The organism is Nocardia elegans NBRC 108235, from assembly GCF_001612845.1.
Classification (GTDB): Bacteria; Actinomycetota; Actinomycetes; order Mycobacteriales; family Mycobacteriaceae; genus Nocardia; species Nocardia nova.
Genome location: NZ_BDBF01000042.1, coordinates 41113 through 65419, shown reverse-complemented (window position 1 = coordinate 65419; position 24307 = coordinate 41113). Strand labels below are relative to the sequence as shown.

24 protein-coding genes are annotated in these 24307 nt (G+C 66.8%); 15 read left to right on the top strand and 9 right to left on the bottom strand.

The window, feature by feature from the left end:
* Positions 1 to 312: 312 nt before the first annotated feature.
* The 4 genes from NE2_RS26310 to NE2_RS26295 all read left to right on the top strand — a co-directional run bounded on the left by NE2_RS26310 (position 313) and on the right by NE2_RS26295 (position 2516).
* Complete coding sequence (locus NE2_RS26310; protein WP_084494339.1) at positions 313 to 1023, top strand: YoaK family protein; 711 nt, start codon at positions 313 to 315, stop codon at positions 1021 to 1023.
* Positions 1024 to 1201: 178 nt separating this feature from the next.
* Positions 1202 to 1666 (top strand): DUF6325 family protein, encoded by a 465-nt coding sequence (locus NE2_RS26305; protein WP_063030391.1) that lies wholly within the window; start codon positions 1202 to 1204, stop codon positions 1664 to 1666.
* Positions 1667 to 1677: 11 nt separating this feature from the next.
* Positions 1678 to 1944 carry an SHOCT domain-containing protein gene (locus NE2_RS26300; RefSeq protein WP_063014769.1) on the top strand — a complete coding sequence of 89 codons (267 nt, stop codon included), beginning with the start codon at positions 1678 to 1680 and terminating at the stop codon, positions 1942 to 1944.
* A gap of 38 nt (positions 1945 to 1982) precedes the next feature.
* Positions 1983 to 2516 (top strand): OmpA family protein, encoded by a 534-nt coding sequence (locus NE2_RS26295; RefSeq protein ID WP_063909490.1) that lies wholly within the window; start codon positions 1983 to 1985, stop codon positions 2514 to 2516.
* 3 nt (positions 2517 to 2519) lie between these two features.
* Here the strand turns inward: NE2_RS26295 and NE2_RS26290 are convergent, their stop codons facing one another.
* From NE2_RS26290 to NE2_RS26265, 6 genes are all read right to left on the bottom strand, one after another.
* Complete coding sequence (locus tag NE2_RS26290) at positions 2520 to 3356, bottom strand: hypothetical protein (RefSeq protein WP_146165165.1); 837 nt, start codon at positions 3354 to 3356, stop codon at positions 2520 to 2522.
* Between the two features lie 76 nt (positions 3357 to 3432).
* Positions 3433 to 4311, bottom strand: a complete 879-nt coding sequence (locus NE2_RS26285; protein ID WP_063014763.1) for a phosphoribulokinase — start codon at positions 4309 to 4311, stop codon at positions 3433 to 3435.
* A 26-nt stretch (positions 4312 to 4337) separates the two neighbouring features.
* Entirely contained in the window at positions 4338 to 5414 is a 1077-nt protein-coding gene (locus NE2_RS26280; protein ID WP_063030388.1) for a class 1 fructose-bisphosphatase, read from the bottom strand.
* Positions 5399 to 6427 (bottom strand): AAA family ATPase, encoded by a 1029-nt coding sequence (locus NE2_RS26275; protein WP_084494342.1) that lies wholly within the window; start codon positions 6425 to 6427, stop codon positions 5399 to 5401. The genes NE2_RS26280 and NE2_RS26275 overlap by 16 nt, the downstream gene beginning before the upstream one ends.
* A 25-nt stretch (positions 6428 to 6452) precedes the next feature.
* Complete coding sequence (locus NE2_RS26270) at positions 6453 to 6875, bottom strand: ribulose bisphosphate carboxylase small subunit (protein WP_063014759.1); 423 nt, start codon at positions 6873 to 6875, stop codon at positions 6453 to 6455.
* A 41-nt stretch (positions 6876 to 6916) separates the two neighbouring features.
* Positions 6917 to 8359: a form I ribulose bisphosphate carboxylase large subunit gene (locus tag NE2_RS26265; RefSeq protein WP_063030384.1), complete on the bottom strand. Its 1443-nt coding sequence runs from the start codon at positions 8357 to 8359 to the stop codon at positions 6917 to 6919.
* A gap of 193 nt (positions 8360 to 8552) precedes the next feature.
* Between NE2_RS26265 and NE2_RS26260 the strand changes: the two genes are divergently transcribed.
* Positions 8553 to 9548, top strand: coding sequence for a LysR family transcriptional regulator (locus tag NE2_RS26260; RefSeq protein WP_228817417.1), 996 nt, complete (start codon positions 8553 to 8555; stop codon positions 9546 to 9548).
* Between the two features lie 2 nt (positions 9549 to 9550).
* Here NE2_RS26260 and NE2_RS26255 read toward each other — a convergent pair whose 3' ends face one another.
* Positions 9551 to 11590, bottom strand: a complete 2040-nt coding sequence (locus NE2_RS26255) for a TcpD family membrane protein (RefSeq protein ID WP_218018667.1) — start codon at positions 11588 to 11590, stop codon at positions 9551 to 9553.
* 941 nt (positions 11591 to 12531) lie between these two features.
* Here NE2_RS26255 and NE2_RS26250 point away from each other — a divergent pair.
* Together NE2_RS26250 and NE2_RS26245 are read left to right on the top strand one after the other, a co-directional pair.
* A complete protein-coding gene (locus tag NE2_RS26250; RefSeq protein ID WP_030514401.1) occupies positions 12532 to 12990 on the top strand; it encodes a MarR family winged helix-turn-helix transcriptional regulator in 459 nt (152 codons plus the stop codon).
* 98 nt (positions 12991 to 13088) lie between these two features.
* Positions 13089 to 14072, top strand: coding sequence for an aldo/keto reductase (locus NE2_RS26245; protein ID WP_063030380.1), 984 nt, complete (start codon positions 13089 to 13091; stop codon positions 14070 to 14072).
* A 3-nt stretch (positions 14073 to 14075) separates the two neighbouring features.
* Here the strand turns inward: NE2_RS26245 and NE2_RS26240 are convergent, their stop codons facing one another.
* Both NE2_RS26240 and NE2_RS26230 read right to left on the bottom strand, forming a co-directional pair.
* Positions 14076 to 14468 carry a PASTA domain-containing protein gene (locus tag NE2_RS26240; RefSeq protein WP_063030378.1) on the bottom strand — a complete coding sequence of 131 codons (393 nt, stop codon included), beginning with the start codon at positions 14466 to 14468 and terminating at the stop codon, positions 14076 to 14078.
* 684 nt (positions 14469 to 15152) lie between these two features.
* Positions 15153 to 15581 carry a CBS domain-containing protein gene (locus tag NE2_RS26230; RefSeq protein WP_063030373.1) on the bottom strand — a complete coding sequence of 143 codons (429 nt, stop codon included), beginning with the start codon at positions 15579 to 15581 and terminating at the stop codon, positions 15153 to 15155.
* Between the two features lie 230 nt (positions 15582 to 15811).
* On the opposite strand from NE2_RS26230, the gene NE2_RS26225 reads away from it, so the two are divergent.
* From NE2_RS26225 to NE2_RS26190, 8 genes are all read left to right on the top strand, one after another.
* Positions 15812 to 16219 carry an Rv3143 family two-component system response regulator gene (locus tag NE2_RS26225; RefSeq protein WP_174553982.1) on the top strand — a complete coding sequence of 136 codons (408 nt, stop codon included), beginning with the start codon at positions 15812 to 15814 and terminating at the stop codon, positions 16217 to 16219.
* A 342-nt stretch (positions 16220 to 16561) separates the two neighbouring features.
* On the top strand, positions 16562 to 16942 hold the full coding sequence (locus NE2_RS26220; RefSeq protein WP_063030371.1) for an NADH-quinone oxidoreductase subunit A: 381 nt from the start codon (positions 16562 to 16564) through the stop codon (positions 16940 to 16942).
* Positions 16943 to 17046: 104 nt separating this feature from the next.
* Positions 17047 to 17601: a NuoB/complex I 20 kDa subunit family protein gene (locus NE2_RS26215; RefSeq protein ID WP_063030367.1), complete on the top strand. Its 555-nt coding sequence runs from the start codon at positions 17047 to 17049 to the stop codon at positions 17599 to 17601.
* Positions 17598 to 18398: an NADH-quinone oxidoreductase subunit C gene (locus NE2_RS26210; protein WP_084494338.1), complete on the top strand. Its 801-nt coding sequence runs from the start codon at positions 17598 to 17600 to the stop codon at positions 18396 to 18398. The genes NE2_RS26215 and NE2_RS26210 overlap by 4 nt, the downstream gene beginning before the upstream one ends.
* Positions 18398 to 19729, top strand: coding sequence for an NADH dehydrogenase (quinone) subunit D (gene nuoD / locus NE2_RS26205; protein WP_063030365.1), 1332 nt, complete (start codon positions 18398 to 18400; stop codon positions 19727 to 19729). Before NE2_RS26210 ends, nuoD begins: the two co-directional genes overlap by 1 nt.
* Positions 19726 to 20487, top strand: a complete 762-nt coding sequence (gene nuoE / locus NE2_RS26200; protein WP_084494337.1) for an NADH-quinone oxidoreductase subunit NuoE — start codon at positions 19726 to 19728, stop codon at positions 20485 to 20487. Before nuoD ends, nuoE begins: the two co-directional genes overlap by 4 nt.
* Positions 20487 to 21842: an NADH-quinone oxidoreductase subunit NuoF gene (gene nuoF, locus NE2_RS26195; protein WP_063030363.1), complete on the top strand. Its 1356-nt coding sequence runs from the start codon at positions 20487 to 20489 to the stop codon at positions 21840 to 21842. The genes nuoE and nuoF overlap by 1 nt, the downstream gene beginning before the upstream one ends.
* Positions 21839 to 24307 (top strand): NADH-quinone oxidoreductase subunit G, encoded by a 2469-nt coding sequence (locus NE2_RS26190; RefSeq protein ID WP_063030397.1) that lies wholly within the window; start codon positions 21839 to 21841, stop codon positions 24305 to 24307. Before nuoF ends, NE2_RS26190 begins: the two co-directional genes overlap by 4 nt.

Below are 24307 nucleotides of genomic sequence, written 5' to 3'. Positions count from 1 at the left end.
CTCTCCCGGCGCTCCCCCGCGCCGCACCGCCACCGCGGTCTCCGCCGCGGACGTCACCTGCGCCTGCACCCCGGCCAGTCGCCGCGCCACCGCGACCGCATCCCCGCCGTCACGCGCTTCGACGAAGCCTCGCCGCAATCGCCACGCGAACACCTGACCCCATGTGACCTTCACCGCACCTCCCACATCCGCACACCCGCCGATCCGCGCGCTCACCTTACGGCTCGCCACCGACAACCACAGAGTCGTGACGCCTCGCACACCCCGAGGGCAATTCATGCGTGTTTATGCATGTATTGCTAGTCTGTTGCCGTGACTCCGAAATCCGAAGACTCCCCCGAGCCGTTCTGGACGCTGGAGACCCGGCTCGCCTCGGCACTGCTGATCCTGGCCGGATTCGTGGGCGCCGCCGCCTACACCCACTCCGAGGGCTACTTCGTCACCTTCATGACCGGCAATACCGAGCGCGCCGTCATCGGCGGATTTCTCGGCGACTACACCCTCGCGGCCGGCGCCTTCGCCCTGATCGTGTTCTTTCTCGCCGGCGTCCTGGTGGCATCGATCTGCCGCCGGCACTGGTGGCGCAATCATCCGCACGGCGCGACCATGCTCGCCACCGCCGCCCTCACCGCGGCCGCCGTCCTCGACACGATTCTCTACCGGCACGACTCCGATCTCGGCCTGGTGCCGATCCTGCTCGTCTCGTTCGGGATGGGGTCGCTGAACACCTCGTTCGTCAAGAAGGGCGAGGTGTCGATCCCAGTCACCTACGTCACCGGAACCCTGGTGAAATTCGCTCAGGGCGTGGAGCGGCATATGGCCGGCGGCACCCATCATGAATGGCTGGGCTACGCGGTGCAGTGGCTGTCGTTCGCCGCCGGCGCCTTGATCGGCGGTCTGGTCTCGCTGGTCGTCGAGGGCGGCGACATGCTCTACACCGCCGTCATCGCCTCCGCGATCGTGGCCGCCTACACCTGGCGCGCGGACCTCAGCTGGGTGCAGCGCCATCCCTCGTCGGACTGACGGGCGCTCCTGCGAGTAAACGGGCGCGGCCGTGGTATCTGCGCGACCGGCGGCACCGAATCATAGATGTCAGGTCGTCTCGCCGGCCGCGTTCGCGCTGTCGCCGACCCGCCCGGACCTGGGTTGCGGTGGATGTTCGTGTCAGAGGGTTCGTACCAGAGGGTCAGGCGTCGGAGAAATGAGGTGTCCGGTGAACACTGCTGCCGATATCGACGAGATGGGTCCGATCGACTATCTCGTCATCGAGTTTCCCGCCGACCGGCAACCGGACGGATCGGCGTTGCCGCTGCTGCGAGATCTGGTGGACCGCGGTGTCATCCGAGTCCTGGATCTGGCCTTCGTGCACAAGGATGCCGACGGTTCGCTGACCGGGATCGACATCGCCGATGTCGGGTTGACCGGAAACCTGGATGTGACCCTGTTCGCCGAGGCGGCGACCGGGTTGCTCGACGAGGGTGATCTGCGCGAAGCCGGTAACGCCTTGGAGCCCGGCCATTCGGCCGCGGTCCTCCTCTACGAGAACGCGTGGGCGGCCCCGCTGGCGGTCGCGTTGCGGCGCAACGGCGCCGAACTCGTCGCATCCGGTCGCATTCCGGTGCAGGCCATCCTCTCGACCCTCGACAAACTCGAGGCTGATACCTAAGGAGAAGCAGCATGCCCGGACTACTTCGTGGTGTCGCCCGCACCGCAGTCGTCGCCGGAACGGCCACGGCCGTATCCAATCGCGTGTCGCGCCGTCAGGGCCAACGCTGGGCCGCGCAGGAGGAGTATCAGTACCAGCAACAACCGCCGCCGCCCGCACCGAGCGGCGGGGGCACCGACCGCATCGCCGCCCTGAAGCAATTGGGCGAGTTGAAAGCCCAGGGGGTGCTCACCGAGCAGGAATTCGAATCGGAGAAGGCGCGCATTCTCGCGTCGTGACCGCCGGGCGCCACCACACGGAGATCAGGAGAAGCAGCATGAAACTCGTCAAGGCGGTAGCAGTGCTGGCGACCGGTGCGGCAGCGCTGATTCCGATCGCCGCATGTTCCTCGGACAACAACAGCAGTCCGGCCGTGGTCACCACGACCACGGCGCACGGCGAGCACACCGATATGCGAAGCAGTCTCGCCACCACGGCCTCGTCGGTGGTCGGCTCGGCCCTCAACTCCGCGCAGCAGGCGGTGCAGAACGCGATCAACAGCGTCCTGTCCGCGGCGCCGATCACCTTCGACAAAGGCAGCTCCGATCTGAGCCCGACCGACGTCGCCACGATCAAAGCGGTGGCGCTTCCGCTCAAGGGCAACGACACCGCGGTGAAGATCGAAACCTACGCCGTCGACGCGAACTCCGGGGCGGCCGACTCGCTCGCCGAGGCGCGGGGCAACAACGTCGCCACGGCCCTGCAGAACGAGGGGATCGACAAGGGGCGCATCACCGTCCACGCGGAGGGCAATCCGATCGAGTCGAACGTGCAGATCGATCAGGCGACGATCTCCGTCACCATGAAATAGCGGTCATCGTTCGGCGTCCGGCTCGCCGCCCTCCGCCTCCGTGCGTGTCGGGCCGGGCATCAGCACCTTGGTGATCGCCGCCGCCCCGACCACCACCAGCGACAGCACGAAAAGCCAACTGATGGCGGTGAACACCGGGCCCAGCAGCCCGAACTTGGCCTGCGCGGACGCCGTGATCTTCGGCAGTACCAGACGTCCCGCCGCCCGGACCGTCGTCAGTCCGACGGCTGTCAACGCCCCGGTCGTCCACAGTGCCGGCCCGCGCAGCTTGCCCAACGTGAGCAGGTACGCGCAGAGGGTCCACACGATCATCCACACCAGCAACTCGCCGCCGACGGTGAGGGGCAGTCCGAAGTAGCGCAGTCCGGCGAGTTCGCGCACGGCCCCGATGGTCGCCGCCGAGAATGCGACGACGAGCAGGACCACCGGCCAGCGCCAGGCATCGCGCAAACCGATCGCCGGCACATCCCACAGCTTGCCGTAGATCCGGGCGAGGGTTTTGGCGAACGAGGCGCCGCTGATCACCACCATCAGCAACCCGACGACCCCGAACGCGGCGAATGTCGGATCGCTTGCCGCGACGACACCGAAGGCGGACCGGAACGTCGCCCGGTCCAAGCCCAGCTGGTCGTCGATCGCGCGGGTCGCGAGATCCAGCTGGGACAAGACGGACCCGGCGATGATCACGGGCAGCACGCAGGTGAAGATCTTGGCCGCCAGCGTCATCGATCGATCCACGATTTCGATATCGGCGAATTCGCCGATCACCTGCCGGAGCGGCCCGGACCAGGAACCCGGTGAACCCCGGCGCGCCGCGGCCGTCGTGGCGCTCAGATTCATCGACCACATAACGTCGATTCAACTCCGGCCGATGCGTGTGCGCGAGCGCCGAAACACCCCGATATTCGTGGCCTGGTTATGCGCGCGGGCCGGGGCGCTTGTCCATCAACCGCAGAATGAGCGGGGTGAAGATCAGCTGCATCGCCAGATCCATCTTGCCGCCCGGCACCACGATGCAGTTCGGGCGCGACATGAACGAATCGTGCAGCATCGACAGCAGATACGGGAAATCGATCACCTTCGGATCGGCGAAACGGATCACGACGAAACTCTCGTCGGCGGTCGGAATGCTGCGGGCGGTGAACGGATTGGAGGTGTCCACGGTCGGCACCCGTTGAAAATTGACGTACGTGCGCGAGAACTGCGGGCAGATGTACTTCACATAGTCGGGCATGCGCCGCAGGATCGTATCGATCACGGCCTCGCTGGAATAGCCTCGCTCGGTCTTGTCGCGAATGACCTTCTGAATCCATTCCAGGTTCACGATGGGCACCACACCCACCAGCAGATCCGCGTAACGCGCCACATCGACGGTGCCGGTGACCGCGGCGCCGTGTAACCCCTCGTAGAAAAGCAGGTCGCTGCCGGGGGCGAGTTCCTCCCACGGCGTGAACGTGCCCGGTTCCAGTCCGTAGGGTTTGGCCTCGGTCTCGTCGTGCAGATATTTGCGCACCAGGCCGACGCCGGACTGGCCGTAATCGCGAAAGAGGCTTTCCAGTTCGGTGAGCAGATTGGCCTCCGGGCCGAAATGCGAGAAATGCAGGTTCAGATCGGCTTCGGCCTCGGCCATCGCCGCCTGCATTTGGCCGCGATCGTAGCGATGGAACGAATCCCCCTCCACGATCGCGGCATTGATGCCCTCCCGCCGGAAGATCTCCTGGAAGGTCCGGGTGACGCTGGTCGTTCCGGCGCCGGAGGAACCGGTGATGGCGACCACGGGATGTTTGCGCGACATGACATCTCGATTCGATCAGCCGGCGTTCAATGACGCGCCGGTCGGAACAGGGTGCGGGTGCCGAACAACGACGCGTCGAACGGCGGCCCGGCATCGGGTTCACGGTGATAGCGCTCGATCCGGCGCACCTCGTTGAGCGATCCGAAAACCAGCGGGATCTGCTGATGCGGGTGCTCGGGAATCACCTCGAGCACCCGCTCGTGGCCGGTGGTCGCGGCACCGCCGGCCTGTTCGATGACGAAGCCGATGGGATTGGCGCCGTAGAGCAGCGAGACCCGGCCCGGCCGGCCGGGATCGCGGGTGTCGTACGGATACAGATAGACCCCGCCGCGGGTGAGGATATGAAAGGCGTCGGCGACCAGCGACGCCACCCAGCGCATATTGAAGTCGCGCGACCGCGGCCCCTCCACCCCGTCGAGACATTCGTGCACATAACGCCGCACCGGGCGCTGCCAGAACCGCTCGTTGGCGGCATTGATCGCGAATCCCGAGGTGTCCTCTGGAATGCGCATGCGCGGATGGGTGAGGACGAAGGCGCCGATCTCTCGATCGAGAGTGAATCCGTCGACTCCGCTGCCGGTGGTGAGAACCAGCATCGTCGCCGGGCCGTACAGCGTGAATCCCGCGCACACCTGCCGTACGCCCGGTTGCAGAAAATCCGCCGCCTGCGGCGCCCGCCCGTCCTCCGGTGCCCGCAGCACACTGAATATCGTGCCGACCGGCAGATTCACATCGATATTCGAGGAGCCGTCCAGTGGATCGAAGGCCAGCATGTATTTGCCGCGGCGCACCTGCCCCGGCACCGGATGAAATCCGTTCATCTGTTCCGACAGCAGCGCCGACAACGGCCCGCTCGATTCGGATTGCTCCACCATGATGTCGTTGGCGATGGCGTCCATGCGCCGATGCAGGCTCACCGGCGGATCCGAGCCGTCGGATGCGTCGAGCGCGCCCACGATGCGGCCGCGGGTCACCTGATTGGCGATGATCTTCGCCGCGGTGGACACCACATTGAGCAGCGCGGAGAATTCCCCGGAAGAACCGGGATGCCGATGTTCCTGTTCGATCGTGTAGCGGGTGAGGGTTTTCATTCCGTCGGGCATGCCGCCTCCTCCGCGGCACGCACACCATCGCCGAAAACGCTGCTGCCGTAGATGTCTTCGGCCGTCAACGTCATCAGATCGGCCTTGCCGAGCGGGCGATGCTCCTGCACGAGCCGATTGGCCTGGCGCAGCCGGCACCGGTCCACGGCGTTGCGGACACTGCGCGCGTTCGCGAACCGCGGCCGCCCCATCCGCACCTCGAGGTAGTCGTCGAAGGCCGCTGCCGCCGAATCGCCGAACCGGAAATTCTGCTGTGCCACCATCACTTCCGCGATCGCCAGCAATTCCTCGCGCGTGTAGTCTGGGAATTCGATGTGGTGGGCCACCCGCGAGGACAAACCGGGATTCGCGGAGAAGAACGTCTCCATCCGGTCCGGATATCCGGCGAAGATCACCACCAGGCTGGAACGTTCGGTCTCCATCTCCTGCAGCAGGATCTCGATGACCTCCTGTCCGTAGTCCCGCTCGTTCTCCGGCCGGAACAGGTAATAGGCCTCGTCGATGAACAGCACTCCCCCCGCCGCTTTGGCCAGTGCCTCCTTGGTCTTGGGGGCGGTGTGGCCGATGAACTGGCCCACCAGGTCGTCGCGGGTCACCGTGTGCACCCTCGGTTTCCGGATGTAGCCGAGGGCGTGCAGCATCTCCGCCATCCGCAGCGCGACCGTCGTCTTCCCGGTGCCGGGACCGCCGGTGAAACTCATATGCATGGTGGGACGGTCGGCCTGCAATCCGAACCGCTGCCGGGCCCGGTCGATCAGCAGCAACGCCGCGATCTCACGCACCCGCTGCTTGACCGTGGCCAGCCCGATCAGTTCCGCATCGAGCCGGGCCAGGGTGTCCTCGACGTTCTTACCGGCCAGATCCGTCGACAGATCGACCGTCGCGTCGTCGGCCAGCGTGATCTCCGACGGCTCGGGATCCGCTTGCGGCTCGATGTGATTCGCACCCGAACCGCTCGCCCCGGGCCGGTACATCCGAAATCCCGATCCGCTGCCCTGTACGCCACCGGACATCGCCGGCCTCCCGTCCACCATCGCCTCAGTCCCGGTAGCGCGCGCCCGCGGGCACGTCGGTGGCGTAGGACCGCAGGCCGTAGTGCTGCCGGCGATCCTCGGTCTCGGTGCGCACCACCAGGAAGCCCGGTTCGTCGGCGGGCCGCTGCACCAGGAAACTCAGTGCGGTCGTCTGCCGGCCGTAGCTCGCGTCGTAGGCGTTGACGCGGATGTAGTGGTGCGGGAACGTCGAACGGCAGGCGTTCACCTCGGCGAGCACACCATCGGGTTCGTCGAGGTCGAACAGCGGCAACCCCCACATCTCCCAGTAGACGTTGCGTGGATGCGGATCGTCGGTGTACTCGATCGAGACGGGCCAGTTGTTGAGCAGCGCATAGCGGATCTGAGCGCCGATTTCGGTATCGGTCAGGTCGGGCAAATGGGAGAACGTCCCTTGACGCAGATGCATTGCGTCTCCTTGTGTGTCGTCGGGTCGATCGGGCCGAGCGGTCAGGCGGTGACCGTCGGTACCGCGTCGGGGGCGTCGGTGGAGGTGTAGTCGAAGGTGACATCGCCCCAGGTCGCGAGCGCGACGTCCAACGACGGACAGATCTTCGCCGCGGCGCGCAGGGCGTCGGGCCCCTCCTTCAGCAGATCGCGACCTTCGTTGCGCGCCTTGACCATTGCCTCCAGGGCGACCCGGTTGGCCTCCGCGCCCGCGGCGATACCCATCGGATGGCCGATGGTGCCGCCGCCGAACTGCAGGATCGCGTCGTCGCCGAACAGATCCAGCAGTTGATGCATCTGTCCCGCGTGGATTCCGCCCGATGCCACCGGCATCACTCCGGGCAGGCTCGCCCAGTCCTGGTCGAAGAAGATGCCGTTGCGCGGATTGGCCGGAATGTGGTTGTCGCGCAACGTATCGTAGAAACCCTTCACCGTGTGCGGGTCCCCCTCGAGCTTGCCGATGACGGTGCCGGCGTGCAGGTGATCCACGCCGATGAGGCGGCACCATTTCGCCAGCACCCGGAAGCTGACACCGTGGGTCTTCTGCCGGGTGAAGGTCGAATGCCCGGCCCGGTGCAGATGCAACAGCATGCCGTTGCGCCGCGCCCACTTCGACATCGACTGCATCGCCGTGTAGCCGACGGTGAGGTCCATCATCACGATCACGCTGCCGAGCGATTTCGCGAACTCCGCGCGCTCGTACATATCCTCCATCGTGGCGGCCGTGATATTGAGATAATGACCCTTCAATTCTCCCGTTTCCGCGGTCGCACGGTTCACGCCCTCCATGGCGAACAGATAGCGATCGCGCCATCGCATGAACGGTTGTGAGTTGATGTTCTCGTCGTCCTTGGTGAAATCGAGGCCGCCCTTACACGCCTCGTACACCACCCGTCCGTAGTTGCGTGCCGAGAGGCCGAGTTTCGGCTTCACGGTCGCCCCCAGCAACGGCCGTCCGTACTTGTTCAGATATTCCCGTTCCATAACGATTCCGTGTGGCGGCCCCTGAAAGGTCTTGACATAGGCCACCGGAATGCGCATGTCCTCGAGCCGCAATGCCTGGAGCGGTTTGAAACCGAAGACATTGCCGATCACCGACGACGTGAGATTGGTGATCGAACCCTCTTCGAAAAGGTCCAGATCGTAGGCGATATAGGCGAAATACTCGCCCGGCCGCCCCGGCACCTCCTCGACCCGATAGCATTTGGCCCGGTAGCGGTCGTGCGCGGTGAGCCGGTCGGTCCACACGACAGTCCATGTGGCAGTGGAGGATTCGCCGGCCACGGCAGCTGCCGCCTCGATCGGGTCCACCCCCGGTTGCGGCGTCACCCGGAACACCGCCAGCACATCGGTATCGCAGGGTTGATAGTCCGCGTCGTAATAGCCCATCGACGCATACGAGTGCACGCCCGGATCCCAGCGGTCACGAGTCGATTCGTCGGTCATCGGTCCTCCTGTATTCTGCGGGACACCCGCACCCGGTCGGCATCGCGAGCCGCTGCGCGAATCTCACCTGCGACACCTCCTGGGATGGTGCGGCGAGTGCGCAGATTCAGGATGCGGGCACCCGCCCGGCGAGGACAATTCGATTGTTTCCGGTCTCGCTCAACCGAATCGTTGAGTTTGCTACCGTCTGTAGATGGGAACGGTGAGTGCGGTCCGAATGGAAACATTTCTGGCTGTGGCCCGGCACAACAGCATTCGGCGCGCCGCTGCGCAACTGCACATCACCGAGGCGGCCGCATCGGCGGCGGTGGCACATATCGAAAAGCAACTCGGCGCGAAACTGATCGCGAAATCCGGACGCGGTATCGCACTCACCGAGGCGGGGCGGGTCTATGCCGAATACTGCCGCAGCATCCTCGGTTTGATGAAAGAGGCGCATGCCGCGGTCCGCCGCGCCGAAACGGGGCGGCTGCGTATCGGGGTGGTGGCGACCGCCGGGGAATACGTGCTGCTGCGGCTGCTGGTGTCGTTTCGCGACCGCTACCCCGAGATCGAACTGGGCCTGTCGATCCACCCGCGCGATCTGCTGTTCATCGAATTACAGCATCACGAAACCGATCTCGTGATCGCCGGGCGTCCGCCGCGCGACACCGGGCTGGTGGTACGGGCGCGCCGACCCAGCCGCCTGGTCGTGGTAGGAGCGCCGGGACGATCCCACGATCCGCGCACCACGACGTGGCTGTTGCGCGGCCCCGGCTCGGGCACCAGGGACACCACACTGGCCCTGCTGGACCGGCTGCAGATCCGCCCACCCGCCCTCACCCTCGGCACCCACGGCGCCGTCCTCGCCGCCGCCCGGGAAGGGCTGGGGATCACGCTGATTCACAGCGACGCGGTGGAAGCCGATGTGGCGCAAGGCAACCTGGTCGTCGTGCCAATCGAGGGAACACCACTGGACCGGCCGTGGCATGCGGTGACGACCGGCACCCCGACTCCGGCGGCGCGCCTGTTCGTCGCGCATATGGTCGACCCCGCCCGGGTGGGTGACCACGCCTTCCACCCGACCACCGACCACCCCACCGGCCCCTTGCCGACCACCTCCGCCGCCCCCGACCCGGCCCCGCATCCTCATTCGACCACGCGACGCGCCGGCACCGGACCGGAAGTGTCTCCACCGCCGGAGCCATAGCGTCACGGCTGCCAGGGATCGGCGCCCATCTCTGGTTTGAGATGGTGCAGATTGGTGATCCGGCGTGCGGATTCCCGCAACTGACGCCTGTGCTGCTCCAACGCAGGGTCGTTGGTCACCACCGACCGGTGATATCTCTCCGCGATCGCCAGGTGATTCTCGGCCAGTCGGTTGCCGATGTAGTAGCGGGTGTCGCGACCGGCATTGTTCCACTGGTCCGGAGTGATCCGGCGTATCGCCGTCTCGGAGTCCCAGGATCGCTCGACCAGCCGCACGAAATTGTGATCGATCGCGGCGCCGTCCTCGGGAGCGTTGGCGTGTCGCCTGAAGTTGGCCGCGGCCACCACCGCCTGCGCGGAGAAGGCCTCGTGCGCGCGATCGCCGACGTGGTTGTCGACGGCCATCGACGCGGCGAGCGCCTTTTGCAGCGGAGCGAACCCGTACGGTGACGCGTCCCGGAGGCTCGCCTTCTGCACGGCCAATGCCCGCAGCGCGTCGATAACTCCCTGATCGGTGGCTCCGGTCGCCAGAAGGGTGGGAGCGAGATACAGGTCCGGCACCCGGCTGTCGGTCAACCCGTCCAGCGCATTGGCCACGCCGAGGGTCGACTCCAAACCGTCGCTGCCGGCGCGCGCGAGCGCCTTCTCGCGCCAGTTCAGCCGGTTCAGCTGGAGCCATTGCGCACCCTCGCGGTTCAGCGGCGCGCTGTCCATATTCGCCAGATCTGCGCGCTTGCGCCGTAGCGCGAACGGATTCAACGGTCCCATCGTGCGCCCGGCAGCCCAGGCGGCGATCGGTGACGAGTTCAAGGTGTTCAGGGCCGCCACGGTGGTCAAAAGCTTTGTCGGAGAATGCGCGCCGGATCCGCCACCGGGCATGCCGAGGGCGGTCTTTCCCCCGGCCCCCGTGGCGAAGCCACCCTGGGTCGCGAGCGCGAATCGGTTGGCGATCCAGTCGTTTCCTCTGTCCAGGTTGAAATCGAGGCGGCGCAGCTGCGTGATCGCGATGATCTCGACACACACGACAATTATCAGAACGGCGAACACCTGGCCCTGCGCCTGGTCGAACAGGCCGCCGAGAAGGACGAGATATATCCCGAGAAATATAATGAAGGCGACCATTTTGAATCCGGACACGAAGGAATGCACGAGACTTCGCACCAGATGCGTCTGGGTGGGTCCGTATATGAATCCGCCCGCGGCGAACCCGAATATCGTCATGAACGCGTAGTAGATGGCGTCGAACGCCGTGCGCATGATTTTGAGGGCCATGTAGACGCCGAACAGGATTGTTATCAACCCGCAGAGGATCAGCACCAGGCCGGTACCGACCTGCGACATCGTCGGATGGTCGATGCGGTGGATCGCATCCATGTCATGACAGTTCTCCAGGCCCGAGTGCAGCAGATTCTTGCTGCCTGCCGTGATTCCGGCGGTCCACGCGTTCCGGCACGCGGAATTGCCGTCGATGACATGTCCGAAATTCCATACCTGCACCGGCTTGCGTACCAAGTTGTCCGCCAGGGCGCTCTGGATGTTCTTCACAAATTCGCCGGCCGCGGGCGTGGATCGGCCTTGCAGGCCTGCTACCACGGCAATGCCGAGGTCGCGGCCCTGAGCCATCAGTCCGTCGGAGGAGAGGACATCGGCCAGCGGGTTCGCCAGGAAGAACGGTCCGGCTATGCCGATGAGAATCATCGTTACCGCTTGTGACGTGGCTTTGGAGTGGAATCCGCGCACGACGAACCAGGCCACGACGAGTGCGCCGATGGTTGCCGCGGTGACGAGCATCATCGGAGTCGCAAGCTGTTCGGTGAGTGCGGAGGCCAGCCCGCGCAGCGGGTTTGCCAGCATATCCAGCCATTTGAAGCTGAGGGCCATGCCGATGAGCCATATGGCGGTCGTCATGATGACGACGTACAGGATCAGTTCGAACCCGAGAGCCGACCACAACACCGTGGTGCCGGGATGCAGTATCCCGGGGTCTTTTGCGGCGAATTGATAGTTCGCCAGCGGGGCCCCGGTGGAATCGTGTATCTGCATCCAACTGACGGCATCCACGGACGAACTGTCGTCTCCGGTATCGGTACCGGGTTGCGCCCGCGCCATTCCGATCATGCCAGGCGGTGCGAGGACGGCCAGTACCGAAAGAAACAGGAAAAGAAAGAGCCGGCGTCGTATCGGCGAAATGCCGGGCTTCGACGGACTCGCCATCGGCTGTGAAGCTGCGGTACTGCGATCGATTCTCATCGGTCGTGCCAACTTCCGGTAAGAGAGCAGCGTTGTAGCCGTGCCGAAAGCCGCCCTTCGACTCGGGGCGTTTTTTTACATGCTCGGACTACCCGCCGCTCGCATTGTCGAGGGGGTTCACACAGGTGACGCGCGGCCGGAACCTGAGCCGCCGCAGACAGAATTCGGCTACGGAGCCCAGCGTTCCGGCTTCGATATCAGTGCTGTTGCAGACTGCAATGCCGACAACCAGTGCAACGCAGTCGGAAAGGCGTGATCACCCGAGTCGCGTCGTCATCGCAAGCGACGGCGGCCGCGTCTCCAGGCGGTGAAACGGCGATCGACGTTACATCCCGAGCTCAGCTCGAGCGCGGGCGTCCCACTCGGGGGTTCGAGTGGTCGAAGCGCTGTGTTGCGCGCGGAGTTCGTTTGCCGCTGTGTTCATCGCCGTCCTGAGTCCGTTAACCCATTATTCAAGATCAAGATACCGTGCGCCCGAGGCATTTTCGACTCTCCACGCCTGGGGCGCCGGGTCCGGAACGTCCGCCGTCGATCCGGCCGCCAGCGTGTTGCGCGGGGAACGGTGCGCAACCGCCACGCGGAACGCGGCCGGGTCGGCCGAGGAAACACTCGGCGCCGCCGATGAGCAGGCCGAACGCGTCGGGATCGAGCGGGAGGGCATACTTACTGAATCGGATATCGCCGACGGTGCGGCTGCCGACGGTCCCAGCACACGCGTAGGAGCGACAACGCCCATGATCCAGCAGGAGCGCGCACGCAGCGCGGAGGAACTTGCCGAGGCGGCGGATCTGTATTTCGCGCTCGGCAGGATCACCCGGCTCCTGCGGCGCTCCGGCGACCTGGGTTCGCTGAGCCCCGGTTCGGCGGCGGCACTGGGCACGCTGGTGCGCAGCGGTCCGATGCGACTGGGCGATCTGGCCGCCGCCGAGCACGTCACCGCCCCCACGATGTCGCGCATCGTGTCGGGTCTGGAGAAGTACGGATACCTCGAACGCACCGCCGACCCGGCCGACGGCAGAGCTCAGTTGCTGACCGTCACCGAACAGGCGAAATCACTGGTCAACGGGCTCACATCGGCCCGGATCCAGCGCTTCGCCGCCGCCCTCGACGATATCGATCCGCAGCAGCGCCGCACGCTCGGCGACGCACTGGCCGTGCTCGTCGCACGGCTCGACGACGACGGGTCCCGGTAACGGCTTGACTTGGAGCGCACTCCAAGTCGTAGCGTCGGCCTCGTGAGTTCGTAGGGACTCACCATCCAATCCGATGGCACCTCAGGAGGACCGCTCGCATGATCGCGACCAGGAAACTCGGCGAATTGACCGTCGGCGCACAGGGACTCGGCTGCATGGGCATGAGCCAGGCCTACGGTGTGCGCGACAACGACGAGGAGTCGATCGCCACCATCCATCGCGCCCTCGACCTCGGGGTGACCCTGCTCGACACCGCGAACGTCTACGGCGCCGGCGCCAACGAGGAGCTGGTGGGCCGGGCCATCGCCGGTCGGCGCGACCAGGTGGTCCTCGCGACCAAATTCGGCATCGTGTGGGGCGAGGGCGGCAGCATGGGCGCCCGGGGCGACGCCGCCTACGTCGCGCAGTCCTGCGACGAATCGCTGAAGCGCCTCGGCGTGGACCACATCGACCTGTACTACCAGCACCGCGTCGACCCGAATGTGCCGGTCGAGGAGACCTGGGGCGCGCTGTCGGAGCTGGTCACCGCGGGTAAGGTCCGCTACCTCGGCATCTCCGAGGCTTCCGCCCAGACCATCCGCCGCGCGCACGCCGTACATCCGGTGACCGCACTGCAGAGCGAATGGTCGCTGTGGACGCGCGGTATCGAAGAGGAGATTCTGCCCACCTGCCGTGAACTCGGCATCGGAATCGTGCCGTTCTCCCCACTCGGGCGCGGCTTCCTCACCGGCTCGATCACCTCCACCGCCGATCTGCCCGCCGACGACCTGCGCCGCGCGCTGCCCCGCTTCGCCGACGACAACATCGACCGCAACCTGGCCGTCGTCGCCGAGCTGCGTGCGATGGCGGAGGAAAAGGGCGTGACCGCAGGACAATTGGCGCTGGCCTGGGTTCAGTCGCGCGGTGACGACGTGGTCCCGATTCCGGGCACCAAGCGCCGCACCTACCTGGAGCAGAATGTGGCGGCCACCGAGATCGAGCTCAGCGCCGAGGATCTGGCGCGGATCGAGGCCGCCGCCCCGGCCGACGCCTTCGCCGGAGCCCGGTATCCCGAGCACCTGGCCCGCGCCGCCGGCAAGTAGCGATCAGTGCGGGACGTCGACCGTCAGCGTGACCGGGGTGTCCGCGGCGACCGGTGTCCCCGCCTCCGGCTGCTGGGCGGTGACCGTCCAGGGGGTGGTCGCAGCGCCCGGATCGTGCATCACGTCGCGTCCGTCCGCGGTGGTGATACCGGTGACGTCGAAGCACAGCGCCGCACCGACCACGGTCTGTCCCAGTGGCTTCCCGCGGAAGTCGGGTAGCGGACGGGGCCAGGGCTGCGCGCCGCAGTCCTGGCCGGCCGCCGCCGCGACGGAACTCGATTGCGCCGCAGCGGATGTCGCGGTGGTACCGCTCGCCTGGTCGCCGGAGGAGCCGCCGCAGGCTCCGACAGTGCAGGCGACAGCGAGCAGGGACGCGGCGAATGCGATGCGGCGCATGAATGTCCTTCGGATCGAACGGCGTGTTCGGCGCCGCCGACCAGCGAACGGACGCGCGTGCAACGCACCCTAATACGCGATCGGTCACCGATCGAATCGGCCGGATCACCACCCGGAAATGCGACGTGGTCGGCGGCCGTTCGGAACGCTCCACAACGCAGACGCCGGGCGGTGAGCTCCGAGGGACAGCGCACGTCTCGAACCCCACCCGATACACCCGATGCCGGCATCGGCGACCTCGTGGTTCCGAACGAACCGCCCGAGGGAATTCTGCTCCGAAACTGGCGCGCGCAGACAACCTTTCGTGGTTACGAACCGGTGAATATCCAATCACCGTGCGGCAATGACGGATTCGGCGGATGCCTGCTGCGGTGACGAGGCTCGACACCCTCACCTCGATCGCGGCGAGCATCGTCAGCCTGCTGCAGGCATTCCATCCGATGTAGATACACGGTCGAGAAACGTCGAATCCGCCACCGGCGTATCTGGGCCACCCCGCCTGCGGCCGGTTCCGCCGTATCGAATCTGGCCGATACGGTGACCTCGCGCCCCGCCGACGTCACCTATCTGCGGCAGGCGTGGGACCGGGCCTAATTGTTACCGGCACCGACCGAGCCCAGGTCCCGGTGGGCCCGGGCACGGTGCTGTCGCGGCCGCACTCGCGGCCGGAACCGGACCGGATGTTCAACCCTGCAGATAATGCTCCAGGTGTTCGCGTTCGTCCTGCAACTCCGAGATCGCGCTCTTGACCACATCGCCGATGCTGACGATTCCGACCATTCGCCCGTGATCGACGACCGGCAGATGCCGGATCCGATGTTCGGTCATCGTCGCGCGCAAACTCTCCACCCGATCCTCGGGCGAGCAGGTGTGCACGATCGCGGTCATGATGTCGGACACCGGCCGATCCAACAGCTGTGCGCCCTGCCTGTGCAGGCAACGGACCACATCCCGCTCCGAGACGATCCCGTCCAACGCGCCGCCGGCACCACACACCACCACCGCGCCGACATTGTGTTCGGCCAGCACCGCCAGCAATCTGTCGACCGTCGCCTCCGTCGCGATCGTCACCACATCGGCCCCCTTGTTGCGCAAAACCTCCGAAATTCGCATCGTCCACCGCCCTGTCGAGCCTGTCGTTGTTACGCCCTGCCGGGACAGTTCTGCCGCCGAACTGCCGCCGGTTATAAGGATCGCGCGTTTTCTCCGCGGTGACCAGCAACGATTCCGATCGGCACGATCAACCTGGCGGTGAAGCGGGCGGCGAGCGCCACGCCCGGCGCGGGGACCGTTGCCGCCCAAGCTGCCACCGCGGCCGATCCGATGGACGTAGCATCCCAAGCGTGGCCGATGCGAACCGTCCCGCGCTGCGGGTTCTCGTCTACAGCAGCGATGCCGACACCCGTCGCCAGGTGATGCTGGCGCTGGGCAAGCATCCGCATCCCGACCTGCCGCCGTTCGACTACCGCGAGACCGCCACCGCGCCGGTGGTGATCGAACAGCTCGACGCCGGCGGGATCGACCTGGCGATTCTCGACGGTGAGGCCACACCCACCGGCGGAATGGGGCTGGCCAAACAGCTCAAGGACGAAATCGCCGATTGCCCGCCCATCGTGGTGCTGACCGGCAGGGCCGACGATGCCTGGCTCGCCGCTTGGTCCCGGGCCGAGGCGGCGGTCGCGCATCCGCTGGACCCGTTCCAGCTCACCTCGGCGGTCACCACGGCCCTGAACGCTCGCCCCGCCGCCTGATCAGCGCTTTTCCGGTCGGCCGACAGTCTCGTCGGCCGACCGTTTTCGTGCGCGCCGAGGGGCGCGGCGCGCCCGGCTACGGGGAGGCCATTGCGCTGTTTCGGTCATAAGTGACAGTTCCGAATTCGATCAAACACCGGGGCGGAACCGTGAGTATTCAGAAAGAGCGGTTGTAGGCTGTGCTGTAGCTCACACGAGCGTGGCTGTTGATATGAATGGCGCCCTGCCTGCCTGTCGTCCCGCGCTCGCGCTCGAGCTGCGCTTCGGGGTGAGACTGGCCCGGCAGACGACGATGTCAGCCCCGCCTCGGCAGTTGCCGGCGAGGAGAGGGGTTGTGTCGTTGTGAATACCCAGGTGCCGACTCTTGTACTCGGTGCGATCGCTGCCGCGTTCGCGCTGGGATCGGTGTTGCTGGCGGCCGTGATCGGGCCCAAACGCTACAACCGCGCCAAACTCGAAGCCTACGAATGCGGTATCGAACCCACCCCGCACGCCATCGCCGGCGGGCCGGGAAATGCTGCGGGACAACGCTTTCCGGTGAAGTACTACCTCACCGCGATGCTGTTCATCATCTTCGACATCGAGATCGTATTCCTCTATCCGTGGGCGGTGCACTTCGATGCCCTCGGCGTCTTCGGGTTGGCGGCCATGGCGCTGTTCATTGTCAACGTCTCGGTTGCCTACGCCTACGAGTGGAGGCGCGGCGGCCTGAGCTGGGACTGAACGCGGGGCGGGCCGCTCGGCCCGTCGGCACCGCATACCCAACCCGTCGTCCCGGCGTCCGCCGGGACCGAGGATTCGCACACGGAAGTGAGAGTTGATCCGAGATGGGGCTCGAGGAGAAATTGCCCAGCGGATTCCTGCTGAGCACGGTCGAACAGTTCGCCGGATACATGCGTAAGGGGTCCCTGTGGCCCGCCACGTTCGGGCTGGCCTGCTGTGCGATCGAGATGATGGCCACGGGAGCCGGTCGCTTCGACAGCGCCCGCTTCGGGATGGAGGTCTTCCGCGCCTCCCCCCGGCAGGCGGACCTGATGATCGTCGCCGGCCGGGTCAGCCAGAAGATGGCGCCGGTGCTGCGGCAGGTCTACGACCAGATGACCGAACCCAAATGGGTACTGGCGATGGGGGTCTGCGCCTCGTCCGGCGGCATGTTCAACAACTACGCCATCGTGCAGGGTGTCGATCATGTTGTGCCCGTGGACATCTACCTACCCGGTTGCCCGCCGCGCCCGGAGATGCTGCTGCACGCCATCTTGACACTGCACGAGAAGATTCAGCAGATGCCGCTGGGTGCCGACCGCGCCGAGGCCGTGCGCGCGGCCGAGGCCGCCGCGCTCGCCTCCACTCCCACGATCCGGATGGAGGGGTTGCTGCGATGAGCCTTGACGCACCGCGCAGCGCCGGCGATCCGCCCGACAGCCCCGCGGACACCGAATCCTCCTCGGGCGCGCGCGGTTCCGGCCCGGCCGGCGAGCCGGCGATCGAACCCGAATCGCGCGGCCCCTCCCCCGACCGTCCCGACGACGAGGTCATCGGCGTGCGTCGCGGCATGTTCGGCGTCCGGGGCACCGGTGACACCTCCGGGTATGGGCGGTTGGTGCGGACCGTCGCACTGCCCGGCAGTACCCCCGCGCCCTACGGCTCCTATTTCGACGAGGTGGTCGCCGCTTTGGCGCGGTCATTGACGGACGACCTGTTCCGCGCCGCGATCGAGAAGATCGTGGTCTTCGCCGGGGAACTGACCCTGCACGTGCGGCGGGAACGGGTGGTGGAGGTGGCTCGGGCGCTGCGCGACGACCCGGCGCTGCGCTTCGAACTGTGTCTCGGAGTGAACGGCGTGCACTATCCGGACGACACGGGCCGCGAATTGCACGCCGCCTATCACCTGCTGTCGATCACGCACAACCGCCGGGTGCGGGTCGAGGTGTCGGTACCGGATTCGGATCCGCATATGCCCTCGCTGTTCGCGGTGTATCCGACCACCGACTGGCACGAGCGCGAAACCTACGACTTCTTCGGCATCGTCTTCGACGGGCACCCGTCGCTGACGCGGATCATGATGCCCGACGACTGGCGTGGACATCCGCAGCGCAAGGACTACCCGCTCGGCGGGATCCCGGTCGAGTACAAGGGCGCGCGTATTCCGCCGCCGGACCAGCGGAGGACCTACAGCTGATGAACCACACCGAAATCACCGGCGCCGCGACGGATCCGGTCGCCGAGAGCCCGGCGGTCACCGTCGTCGGACAGGACTGGGACGATGTGCGCGAGGCCCTCGACGGCGCCGCGGAAGAGCGCATCGTCGTCAACATGGGACCACAGCATCCGTCCACGCACGGCGTGCTGCGGCTGATCCTCGAGATCGAGGGCGAAACGGTCACCGAGGCGCGCTGCGGAATCGGCTACCTGCACACCGGCATCGAGAAGAATCTCGAATTCCGCAACTGGGTGCAGGGCGTCACGTTCGTGACCCGGATGGACTACCTCTCCCCGCTGTTCAACGAGACGGCCTACTGCCTGGCCGTGGAGAAGCTGCTCGGCATCACCGACGATATTCCCGAGCGGGTGAACATCGTCCGCGTCATGCTGATGGAACTCAACCGCATCTCCTCGCATCTGGTGGCGCTGGCCACCGGAGGTATGGAACTCGGCGCGCTGACGCCGATGCTGTTCGGATTCCGCGAGCGCGAGCTGATCCTCGACATCTTCGAAACCGTCACCGGACTGCGGATGAACCACGCCTACATCCGTCCCGGCGGACTGGCACAGGATCTGCCGCCAGACGCGGTGGGCAAGATCCGAGACCTGCTGGCGCTCATGCCGAAACGGCTGCGCGATATGGAGTTGCTGCTCAACGAGAACCCGATCTTCAAGGCTCGCACGCGCGGCATCGGCTATCTCGACCTGGCCTCGTGTATGGCTCTGGGAGTGACGGGCCCGGTCCTACGCTCGACCGGACTGCCACACGATCTGCGCAAGTCGCAGCCGTACTGCGGCTACGAGAACTACGAGTTCGACGTCATGACCGACACCGGATGCGACTGCTACGGCCGCTATCTGATCCGCATCAAGGAGATGAAGGAGTCGCTGAAGATCGTCGAGCAGTGCCTCGACAAACTCCGCCCGGGCCCGGTCATGGTGTCGGACAAGAAGATCGCGTGGCCGGCCGACCTGAAGCTCGGCCCCGACGGACTCGGCAATTCCGCCGAATATATCGGCACCATCATGGGCACCTCGATGGAGGCGCTGATCCACCACTTCAAACTCGTCACCGAGGGTATGCGGGTGCCGCCCGGCCAGGTGTACGCATCGGTGGAGTCCCCGCGCGGCGAACTCGGCGTCCACATGGTCTCCGACGGCGGAACCCGGCCCTATCGTGTGCATTTCCGCGATCCCTCGTTCACGAATCTGCAGGCCGTGGCGGCGATGTGCGAAGGCGGCATGGTCGCCGACGTGATCGCCTCGGTGGCCAGCATCGACCCGGTGATGGGTGGTGTCGACCGATGACAGCCGAACCGATTCCCGCGACCGCGACCGGTCGCGACCCGATCCTGCTGCAGTTGTCGCGGCGGCCCGTCCCCTACCCGCCGCAGGTGCAGGAGAATCTACGGGCGGAGGCGCGCGAGATCATCGACCGCTATCCGCACCCGCGCTCGGCACTGCTGCCACTGCTGCATCTGGTGCAGAGCGTGGAAGGCTATGTCAGCGGCACCGGGATCGCGTTCTGCGCCGAGCAACTCGGGCTCACCGACGCCGAAGTGACCGCGGTCGCCACCTTCTACTCGATGTATCGCCGCACCCCGACCGGCGACTATCACGTCGGAGTCTGCACCAATACGCTGTGCGCGGTCATGGGCGGCGACGAGATCCTGGCCGCGCTCACCCGGCATCTGGAGATCACCCCCGGGGAAACGACCGCGGACGGGTCCATCACGCTGGAACATCTGGAGTGCAACGCCGCCTGCGATTACGCCCCGGTCGTCATGGTGAACTGGGAATTCTTCGACAACCAGACCCCGGAGTCGGCCCGCGCGCTCGCCGACGCGCTGCGAGCCGGGCGCGAGGTCACCGGCACGCGCAGCGGCGCACCGTTGTGCAGCTTCCGCGAAACGGCCCGCATCCTCGCCGGATTCCCGGATCGGCGGCCCGACGCCAACGAGGGCACCCCCGGAGAAGCCACGCTCGCCGGTCTGCGCGTAGCGGCCGAGCGGTCGACACCTGCTGCGCCGCAGGGTGATTCGGATAGCGAACAGGGGGAACGGTGATGACGCTCGCGCCCGTACTCACCCGCTACTGGGATCAGCCGCAATCGTGGACCCTCGACACCTACCGGGCACACGACGGCTATCGCGCCCTGTCCCGGGCGCTGGGCATGCATCCCGACGAGGTCATCGCCACGGTGAAAGACGCCGGGCTGCGCGGCCGCGGCGGCGCCGGATTTCCCACCGGCATGAAGTGGGGTTTCATCCCGCAGGATCCCGAGGGATCGCCGGCGGCCGGTAAGCCGCACTACCTGGTGGTCAACGCCGACGAATCCGAACCCGGCACCTGCAAGGACATCCCGTTGATGATGGCGACCCCGCATGTGCTGGTCGAGGGCGCCATCATCGCCGCCTACGCCATCCGCGCCGCCCATGCGTTCATCTATGTGCGCGGCGAGGTCGTGCCGGTGCTGCGCCGACTCCAGACCGCCGTCGAAGAGGCCTATGCCGCAGGCTATCTGGGCCGAAACATCCTCGGGTCGGGTTTCGATCTCGATCTGATCGTGCACGCCGGGGCCGGTGCCTACATCTGCGGTGAGGAAACCGCCCTACTGGATTCGCTCGAGGGCCGGCGCGGCCAGCCTCGCCTGCGCCCGCCCTTCCCCGCCGTCGCCGGGCTGTACGCGTGCCCGACCGTGGTCAACAACGTGGAGTCCATCGCGAGTGTGCCGGCCATCCTGCACAACGGCGTCGAATGGTTCCGTTCGATGGGGTCGGAGAAATCGCCCGGCTTCACCCTGTACTCGCTGTCCGGGCACGTCACCCGGCCGGGCCAGTACGAGGCGCCGCTGGGGGTGACGCTGCGCGAACTTCTCGGCCACGCCGGCGGTGTGCGCGCCGGGCACACCCTCAAGTTCTGGACACCCGGCGGCTCCTCCACGCCCTTGTTCACCGCCGAACACCTCGATGTGCCGCTGGACTACGAGAACGTGGGTGCGGCCGGATCCATGCTGGGCACCAAGGCATTACAGATCTTCGACGACACCACCTGCGTGGTCCGCGCGGTCCTGCGCTGGACCGAGTTCTACGCCCACGAATCCTGCGGAAAGTGCACCCCCTGCCGGGAGGGCACCTACTGGCTGGTGCAGCTGCTGCAACGGCTGGAGTCCGGCGGCGGTACCGACGCCGATCTGGACACCCTCCTCGATATCGCCGACAACATCAACGGCAAATCGTTCTGCGCGCTCGGCGACGGTGCGGCCAGCCCGATCGTGTCCTCTCTCAAATACTTCCGCGACGAATACGCCGAGCACATCCGGCTGGGCCGGTGCCCGTTCGATCCCGCTCGCTCGACCGCCTGGGCCGCCGCCACGGCCGCGACCGCCACCGCAGCGACGCCTGCCGAAGGAGTGCGATGACAGCGACAGTGAGCCACGACAGCAGTGGCGTCATCCCCCAGGACATGGTCACCGTCACCATCGACGGCACGACGATCGCGGTGCCCACCGGAACGTTGCTCATCCGGGCGGCCGAACTCGTCGGAATCCAGATTCCTCGGTTCTGCGATCATCCGCTGCTCGATCCGGTCGGGGCGTGCCGGCAGTGCCTGGTCGAGGTGGAGGGGCAGCGCAAGCCCGTCGCCTCCTGCACGATGGCCGTGACCGACGGGATGATCGCCCACACCCAGATCAGTTCGCCGGCCGCGCAGAAGGCGCAGGCCGGGGTGATGGAACTGCTGCTGATCAACCATCCGCTGGATTGCCCGGTCTGCGACAAGGGCGGGGAATGCCCGCTGCAGAACCAGGCGATGTCCAGCGGCCGGCCCGAATCACGCTTCGAAGGGGTGAAACGCACCTACCCCAAACCGATTCCGCTCTCGCCCGCGGTGCTGCTGGATCGGGAGCGGTGCGTACTGTGCGCCCGCTGCACCCGGTTCTCGCAGCAGATCGCCGCTGATCCGTTCATCGAGTTGATGGACCGCGGCGCACTGCAGCAGGTCGGGATCGCCGACGGCGAGCCGATGGACTCCTACTTCTCCGGCAACACCGTCCAGATCTGTCCGGTCGGCGCCCTCACCGGCACCACCTACCGCTTCCGCGCCCGCCCCTTCGACCTGGTCTCGAGTCCGGCGGTGTGTGAGCACTGCGCCGCCGGGTGCGCCCAGCGCACCGACCACCGCCGCGGAAAAGTGCTGCGCCGCTTGGCCGGTGACGATCCGCAGGTCAACGAGGAATGGAATTGCGATAAGGGCCGGTGGGCCTTCACCTACGCGACCGAACCCGACCGGATCACCACTCCCCTGATCCGCGACGACAGCGGCGTCCTCGTTCCGGCTTCGTGGTCGGAGGCGCTCGCGCGAGCGGGTGCGGGACTGGCCGCCGCCCGCGGGAACGCCGGAGTGCTCGTGGGCGGCCGGGCCACCGTCGAGGACGCCTACGCGTACGCCAAGTTCGCGCGTATCGCACTGGGCACCAACGACATCGATTTCCGCGCTCGCGCCCACTCCGCCGAGGAGGCCGAGTTCCTGGCCGCGGCGATCGCCGGACAGGGGGTGCGGGTGGACTACGGCGCGCTGGATTCGGCGCCCGTGGTCCTGCTCGCCGGACTCGAACCCGAAGAGGAATGCCCGATCCTGCATCTGCGGCTGCGCAAGGCCGCCCGCACTTCGGCGACCGCGATCTATTCGCTGGCCGCCTACGCGAGCCGGGGCCTGAACCGGATATCGGGGCGGTTGATTCCCACCGTGCCCGGCGACGAAGCGCGGCTCTTGCAGGCGTTGGCGGTCTCGGGCGCCGGATACGAATGCCCGCCCGATCCACCGGGACTCGACGAACTCGCCCGCGCGCTGCGCCGTCGCGGCGCGGTGATCCTGGCCGGCGAACGACTGGCCGCACTCCCCGGCGCGCTGTCGGCGGTGGCGGCACTGGCCGAGACCACCGGCGCCGCGCTCGCATGGGTGCCGCGCCGCGCCGGGGAACGTGGCGCGCTCGAGGCGGGAGCGCTGCCCGGTCTGCTGCCGGGCGGTCGTCCGACCGCGAATGCGCGTGCGCGCCAAGAGGTCCAGCGGATCTGGCAGGTCGACGAACTGCCGACCGCACCCGGTCGCGATACCGCCGCGATTCTCGACGCCGGCCGCCACCCCGGCGCGCTGCTGGTCGGGGGCGTGGAGATCGCCGATCTGCCCGATCCCCGCGCCGCCCTGGCCGCCGTCGAGGCCGCCGCCTTCGTGGTCAGTCTGGAATTGCGGCGCAGTGAGGTCACCGAGCGGGCCGATGTGGTGTTCCCCGTCGCCTCGGCGATGGAGAAGGCGGGGACATACCTCACCTGGGAGGGCCGGCCACGGCCGTTCGGCGCCGCCCTCGGCGATGCGACGGTGCGGCGGCAGGCGGCTCCGCTGGCCGATCATCGCGTGCTGCACTCGCTGGCCGACGAGATGGGAGTGCGGCTGGGCCTGCCGACGGTCGAGGCCGCCCGCGCGGAACTGGACGCCCTGGGAGTCTGGGACGGGCCGCGGCCGCAGCCGCCGTCGTATCCGTCGGCGGCGCTACCGGATACCGAAACCGGCACCGCGATCCTCGCCGGCTGGCGGATGCTGCTCGACAACGGCCGCATGCAGGACGGTGAACCGAATCTCGCCGGCACCGCCCGGCCCGCGGTGCTGCGGCTGTCGCCGGCCACCGCCGCCGAAATCGGCGCGGCCACCGGCGATTCGGTGCGGATCAGCACCGGGCACGGCCGCATCGTGCTGCCGCTGGAGATCACCGATATGCCCGATCGTGTCGCCTGGCTGCCGTGGAATTCGGCGGAGTCGACGGTCAACGACCGGCTCACCACCGCCCTCGGTCACCGCGTGCGCATCCAACGGGAGGACCCCCATGAGTGA